The organism is Bradyrhizobium elkanii WSM2783 (assembly GCF_000472865.1).
GTDB lineage: Bacteria > Pseudomonadota > Alphaproteobacteria > Rhizobiales > Xanthobacteraceae > Bradyrhizobium > Bradyrhizobium elkanii_A.
This window is the reverse complement of the sequence record NZ_AXAP01000177.1, coordinates 1-5768: the sequence shown is the minus strand read 5'-3', so window position 1 is coordinate 5768 and position 5768 is coordinate 1. Positions and strand designations below refer to the sequence as shown.

The 5768-nt window shown below is 63.1% G+C and carries 8 protein-coding genes and 1 pseudogene; 8 read left to right on the top strand and 1 reads right to left on the bottom strand.

Translation table 11 applies throughout. From position 1 onward, the window contains the following. The 8 genes from YY7_RS0149275 to YY7_RS56105 form a co-directional block, all read left to right on the top strand. The coding region (locus YY7_RS0149275; RefSeq protein WP_028169358.1) for a SufD family Fe-S cluster assembly protein at window positions 1–261 on the top strand (261 nt) is incomplete at its 5' end. Between the two features lie 60 nt (window positions 262–321). Next, complete coding sequence (gene sufC, locus YY7_RS0149270; protein WP_028169357.1) at window positions 322–1071, top strand: Fe-S cluster assembly ATPase SufC; 750 nt, start codon at window positions 322–324, stop codon at window positions 1069–1071. Between the two features lie 18 nt (window positions 1072–1089). Then, on the top strand, window positions 1090–2403 hold the full coding sequence (sufD, locus tag YY7_RS0149265) for a Fe-S cluster assembly protein SufD (RefSeq protein WP_028169356.1): 1314 nt from the start codon (window positions 1090–1092) through the stop codon (window positions 2401–2403). Next, window positions 2400–3647, top strand: a complete 1248-nt coding sequence (locus YY7_RS0149260) for a cysteine desulfurase (protein WP_028169355.1) — start codon at window positions 2400–2402, stop codon at window positions 3645–3647. Before sufD ends, YY7_RS0149260 begins: the two co-directional genes overlap by 4 nt. Further along, complete coding sequence (locus YY7_RS0149255) at window positions 3644–4018, top strand: SUF system Fe-S cluster assembly protein (protein WP_028169354.1); 375 nt, start codon at window positions 3644–3646, stop codon at window positions 4016–4018. The genes YY7_RS0149260 and YY7_RS0149255 overlap by 4 nt, the downstream gene beginning before the upstream one ends. A 6-nt stretch (window positions 4019–4024) precedes the next feature. Further along, window positions 4025–4438: a VOC family protein gene (locus tag YY7_RS0149250; protein WP_028169353.1), complete on the top strand. Its 414-nt coding sequence runs from the start codon at window positions 4025–4027 to the stop codon at window positions 4436–4438. A gap of 125 nt (window positions 4439–4563) precedes the next feature. Next, window positions 4564–4953 (top strand): HesB/IscA family protein, encoded by a 390-nt coding sequence (locus YY7_RS0149245; RefSeq protein ID WP_028169352.1) that lies wholly within the window; start codon window positions 4564–4566, stop codon window positions 4951–4953. A gap of 139 nt (window positions 4954–5092) precedes the next feature. Beyond that, entirely contained in the window at window positions 5093–5491 is a 399-nt protein-coding gene (locus YY7_RS56105) for a TfoX/Sxy family protein (RefSeq protein ID WP_035693218.1), read from the top strand. A gap of 103 nt (window positions 5492–5594) precedes the next feature. On the opposite strand, the pseudogene YY7_RS61635 reads toward YY7_RS56105, so the two are convergent. Beyond that, window positions 5595–5768 (bottom strand): annotated as a pseudogene (locus YY7_RS61635) (IS5/IS1182 family transposase); the annotation flags it as partial.

Genomic DNA, 5768 nt, shown 5'->3' with positions numbered 1-5768 from the left:
ATCGGCGACAAATGCGGCGCGCACACCGTGCCTTACGTCGAGGCGAAGAACTCGTCGGCGACGTTCGAGCACGAGGCGACGACCTCGAAGATCTCAGAGGATGTCCTGTTCTACTGCGTGCAGCGCGGNCTGAGCCAGGAGGAAGCGGTCGGCCTCGTCGTCAACGGCTTCGTCAAGGACGTGCTGCAGCAGCTCCCGATGGAGTTCGCGGTCGAGGCGCAGAAGCTGATCTCGATCTCGCTCGAAGGTTCGGTTGGATAATCCTCATCCCTGGCGGGCCTGCCGTACTGGCGCCTCGGGATGACATCTAGGAAAACTGTAATGGCATTGCTTGAAGTGAAAGATCTGCAGGTCCGTGTCGAGGATCGCGAAATCCTCCACGGGCTGTCGCTGACTGTTAATCCCGGCGAGGTCCACGCGATCATGGGGCCGAACGGCTCCGGCAAATCGACGCTCTCGCACGTCATCGCCGGCAAGCCCGGCTATGAGGTCACCGGCGGACAAATCCTGTTCCGCGGCGAAGACCTCTTGGAGATGGCGCCGGACGAGCGCGCCGCCAAGGGCGTGTTCCTGGCGTTCCAGTACCCGGTCGAAATCCCCGGCGTCGCCACCATGAACTTCCTGCGCACCGCGCTGAATGCGCAGCGCAAGGCGCGCGGCGAGAGCGAATATTCGACACCGGACTTCCTGAAGAAAGTCCGCGAAGTCTCCAAGTCGCTCAACATTCCGCAGGACATGCTCAAGCGCGGCGTCAATGTCGGCTTTTCCGGCGGCGAAAAGAAGCGCAACGAGATCCTGCAGATGGCGCTGTTCGAGCCGAGCCTCTGCATCCTCGATGAAATGGACTCGGGTCTCGACATCGACGCGCTGAGGATCGCGGCCGACGGTGTCAACGCGCTGCGCTCGCCCGAGCGCGCCATGGTTGTGATCACCCACTACCAGCGGCTGCTCAACTACATCGTGCCGGACTACGTGCACGTGATGGCCAAGGGCTCGGTGGTGAAGACTGGCGGCAAGGAACTGGCGCTGCAGCTGGAAGAATCCGGCTATGCGCAGTTCGAAGACGCCTAAGCCTGAACGGAATTCGTGATGAACGTCGTGTTGGCAAAAACCGATACCGGGCGCGCAGTGAGCACCAGCTTTGCGCTCGCGCGTGAGCGGTTGCCTGGCTCGGGCAAGGTCGCCGAGCAAAGGCAGCAGGCCTTTGAAGCCTTTGAGCGCGCGGGCCTCCCGCATCGCCGGATTGAGGACTGGAAATATACCGACCTGCGCGTCCTGATGCGCGAAGTGCTGCCGCTGGCGGCTGCACCCGATACGGCGGCGCTGTCGCGCGCGGAAGCCGCGCTCAAGCTGCATGCGATCGAAGGCACGCGGCGGCTGGTGCTGGTCGACGGCGTATTCGCGGCAAAGCTTTCTGATCTCGGCAAGGGCGAAAAGGGCCTTTCCGTCCGCACGCTGCGTGAGGTGCTGGAGGCGGGGGACGGCGAGTTGCTGGCCTCCGATAACTCCAATCCCATGATCGCGCTGAACACGGCGATGGCGACCGACGGCGTCGTGATCGAAATTGCCAACGGCACCGTGCTGGAGCAACCGCTGCACGTGGTCCATGTCGCGAGCACGGGCACGCCGGCTGCGATGTACACCCGTTCGCTGCTCCGCCTGGGCCGCGACGCGAGCGCGACGCTGGTGGAAAGCTTTGTCGCCACCGAAGGTGCAAAGGCGTATCAGACCTACGACTCCCTGATCGTTTCGCTCGGCGACAATGCGCGGCTCGATCATCTCCGTCTGGTTGAGGACGGGTTGGAAGCCTTCAACATTGCTTCCGCCGCGGTGACGCTCGGCGCGCATGCGCAGCTCAACACCTTTGGCATGGTGTCGGGCGCGAGCGTCAGCCGCTATCAGCCGACCATCATCTTTGCAGGCGAGGGCGCGCGGGTCGACACCAACGGTGTCAACCTGATCAAGGGCCGGCAGCATGCCGACACCACGCTGTTCATGGATCACGCGGTGCCGCACTGCGCCAGTCGCGAAGTGTTCCGCGCCGTGATCGACGACCGCGCCCATTCGGTGTTCCAGGGCCGCATCGTCGTCCGTCCGGACGCGCAGAAGACCGATGCCAAGATGATGACGCGGGCGCTCCTGCTCTCCGATGAGGCCGAGGCCGACAACAAGCCTGAGCTCGAGATTTTTGCCGACGACGTCACCTGCGGCCATGGCGCGACCACCGGTGCGCTGGACGAAAGCCTGTTGTTCTATCTGCGTGCGCGCGGCCTTCCCGAGAAGGAAGCGCAGGCGCTCCTGATCCAGGCCTTCGTCGGCGAGGCCATCGAATCGATCGCGAACGACTCGCTGCGAGAGCATGTGATCGCGGCGGCACAGCGCTGGCTGGAGGCACGCGCATGAGCACGCATCCGGCGGTCGCCAACGGCGCCTATGATGTCGCGCGGGTACGCGAGGATTTTCCGGCGCTGGCGCTGCAGATCTACGGCAAGCCGCTGGTTTATCTCGACAACGCGGCCTCCGCGCAGAAACCGAACGCGGTGCTCGACCGCATGGCCGAGGCCTACAAGACCGAATACGCCAATGTGCATCGCGGCCTGCATTACCTCGCCAATGCCGCGACCGAGGCTTACGAAGGCGCGCGCAGCAAGGTTGCGCAGTTCGTCAACGCGCGGCGCAGCGAAGAAATCATCTTCACCCGTAACGTCACAGAGGCGATCAACCTGGTCGCCTCGTCATGGGGCGAGCCCAATATCGGGCAGGGCGATGAGATCGTGCTCTCGATCATGGAGCACCATTCCAACATCGTGCCCTGGCATTTCCTGCGCGAGCGACATGGCGCCGTCATCAAATGGGCGCCGGTCGACGACGACGGCAATTTCCTGATCGAAGAGTTCGAGAAGCTGCTCTCGCCGCGCACCAAGCTGGTCGCGATCACGCAGATGTCGAATGCGCTCGGCACGCTGGTTCCGGTCAAGGAGGTCGTCAGGATCGCGCACGATCGCGGCATTCCGGTGCTGGTCGACGGCGCGCAGGGCGCCGTGCATCTGCCAGTCGACGTGCAGGATCTCGACTGCGATTTCTACGCCTTCACCGGCCATAAGGTTTACGGCCCGACCGGCATTGGCGTGCTCTATGCCAAGCATGAGCACCTGGTCGCGATGCGGCCGTATAACGGCGGCGGCGAGATGATCCGCGAGGTCGCAAAGGACTGGGTCACCTATGGCGACCCGCCGCACAAATTCGAGGCCGGAACCCCGCCGATCGTCCAGGCGATCGGGCTGGGCGCTGCGATCGACTACGTCAATTCGATCGGCAAGCAGCGCATCGCTGCCCATGAGCACAGCCTGCTCACCTACGCCCAGGAGCGCCTGCGCGAGATCAATTCGCTGCGGCTGATCGGCACCGCCCGGGAGAAGGGGCCGGTGATCTCTTTCGAGATGAAGGGCGCCCATCCCCACGATGTCGCGACCGTAATCGACCGCCAGGGGATTGCGGTGCGGGCCGGCACCCATTGCGTGATGCCGCTCTTAGAGCGGTTCAATGTCACAGCCACGTGCCGGGCCTCGTTCGGCATGTATAATACGAGGGAAGAGGTCGACCATCTGGCGCAAGCCTTGATCAAGGCCGGGGAATTGTTCGCATGACCGAGACTGCCGACGACGTCAAAACCGCCCATGTGGAGACAAGCTCCGCCTTGCCGCCGGAAGAGACCGAGCGTCTCAGCCAGGAGATCGTGGCCGCGCTGAAGACGGTGTTCGACCCGGAAATCCCGGCCGACATCTACGAGCTCGGACTGATCTACAAGGTCGATCTCAAGGACGACCGCAGCGTCGACGTCGAGATGACGCTGACCACGCCGAACTGCCCGGCGGCCGGTGAATTGCCCACCATGGTGGAGAACGCGCTGGCCAGCGTTCCCGGCGTAGGCGTCGTCAATGTCAACCTGGTCTGGGAGCCGGCGTGGACGCCGGATCGGATGAGCGACGAGGCCCGCCTCGTGCTCAACATGTGGTGAGGTTCGTTGCCGAAGCTATACGGTGTCATCGAGACTGCACTCTATGTCGATGACCTCGACCGCGCCCGCGCGTTCTACACCGATGTGCTCGGTCTTGAGCCTCTGACGAGCGACTCGCGGTTTATGGCCTTCGACATAGGAGGCCGGAATGTGCTGCTGCTGTTTCGTCGCGGCGCTACGCTCGAGACGGTCCATCTGCCCGGCGGCACCATTCCGCCGCACGACGGCAGCGGCCCGATCCATGCGGCCTTTGCCATCGCCGCAGATGAATTGCCGGCCTGGGAAAAGCGGCTTCGCGAGCAGGATGTAGCGATCGAAGGCAGGACCGATTGGCCGCGCGGCGGCAAGAGCATCTATTTCCGCGATCTGGACAATCATTTGCTGGAACTGGTCACACCGGGAGTATGGGCGATCTACTAGGTGTGTGTCGTTCGGAGAAGTTCTAGCCAATTGCGAACATGAGACCTTCACAGCCGGAATTTCGTTGTTATTTTTGAGATAACAGACTTTGCCGCTCTGCATCGTAGGGAGAGAGAGCCGCTGCAATGACCACCATCGCACCAGTTGCCAAGCCGAAGCCGCGGCCCCGCCCGCAGGTCATGAAGCTGACGGACGCCGCGGCAGCGCGGATCACGGAACTGACCAAGCGGGCCGATTCCGAGATCGTCGGCCTTCGCGTCGGCATCAAGAATGGCGGCTGCGCGGGACAGTCCTATACGGTCGAATACGCCCACGAGATCCGGCCGACCGATGAGGTGGTCGAGGACAAGGGCGTGAAGATCCTGGTCGATCCCAAGGCAGTCCTGTTCCTGCTCGGCACCGAGATGGACTACAAGGCCGATAAGATGCAGGCGCAGTTCATCTTCAACAACCCGAACCAGATTTCCGCCTGCGGCTGCGGCGAGTCGGTTCAGCTGACACCGGCGAAGGTGTAAACCGCTCGCCAAGCACACGGGACCTCATCCGAGGAGGCCGCGCAGCGGCCGTCTCGAAGGATGAGATCGGGGCCTCATGGTTCGAGACAGCGCTGCGCGCCTCCTCACCATGAGGGGTGAGAGCGGGGCTGGGGCCATGATGGACCGCGAATTCCTGATCGACCTGTTTGCCGATTTCGGCCCGGTCACCATCCGCCGCATGTTCTCCGGCTACGGCATCTCTGCCGACGGCACCAACTTCGCGTTATCGCTGCGTGCTGGGCTCTATTTCCGCGCCGACGAAGAGACCATTCCGCGGTTTGAAGCGGAAGGCTCGAAGCCGTTCCAATATCAAACGAGCACCCGGAACGTCACGGTGAACTCCTACTGGCAGTTGCCGGCGCGGCTGTTCGACGATTCGGAAGAGCTGGCGCAATGGGCAAGGGCCGCGCTCGCCGCCGCCCAGCGCGCCGCATTGCGCAAGCGGCCGAAAGCAAGGAAGGCGGCGAAGACGGCCTCGGCAAAGAAAGCCAAGAAGACGCCAAATCGTAGAGCCTGAGAACCAATTCGGTTTTCGGGTAGACGGCATCCGAAGTAGCGGATGTTGAAGACCTCGACGGTGGAGCGGGGCGGGATTTGCGCGCCGCTATGGTTTGGCGCAGCTATGGGTTGGCGAGGCGATGTCCCTGCAGGATGTTGTTGGTGAGGGCGTACCAGAGCACGACGGCTCGGACCTTTTCGATGCCGCGCACCGTCAATTGCCTGAGGTCCCAGTTGCGCCAGCGGGCATGGATGCATTCGCAGATCGAGCGGGCCTGGTACTGTGCCTTGCCGGC

Excerpts from the sequence above, each read along its gene's own strand:
- sufC (WP_028169357.1), top strand. The coding sequence starts at position 322 with ATGGCATTGCTTGAAGTGAAAGATCTGCAGGTCCGTGTCGAGGATCGC.
- sufD (WP_028169356.1), top strand. The coding sequence starts at position 1,090 with ATGAACGTCGTGTTGGCAAAAACCGATACCGGGCGCGCAGTGAGCACC.
- YY7_RS0149260 (WP_028169355.1), top strand. The coding sequence starts at position 2,400 with ATGAGCACGCATCCGGCGGTCGCCAACGGCGCCTATGATGTCGCGCGG.
- YY7_RS0149255 (WP_028169354.1), top strand. The coding sequence starts at position 3,644 with ATGACCGAGACTGCCGACGACGTCAAAACCGCCCATGTGGAGACAAGC.
- YY7_RS0149245 (WP_028169352.1), top strand. The coding sequence starts at position 4,564 with ATGACCACCATCGCACCAGTTGCCAAGCCGAAGCCGCGGCCCCGCCCG.
- YY7_RS56105 (WP_035693218.1), top strand. The coding sequence starts at position 5,093 with ATGGACCGCGAATTCCTGATCGACCTGTTTGCCGATTTCGGCCCGGTC.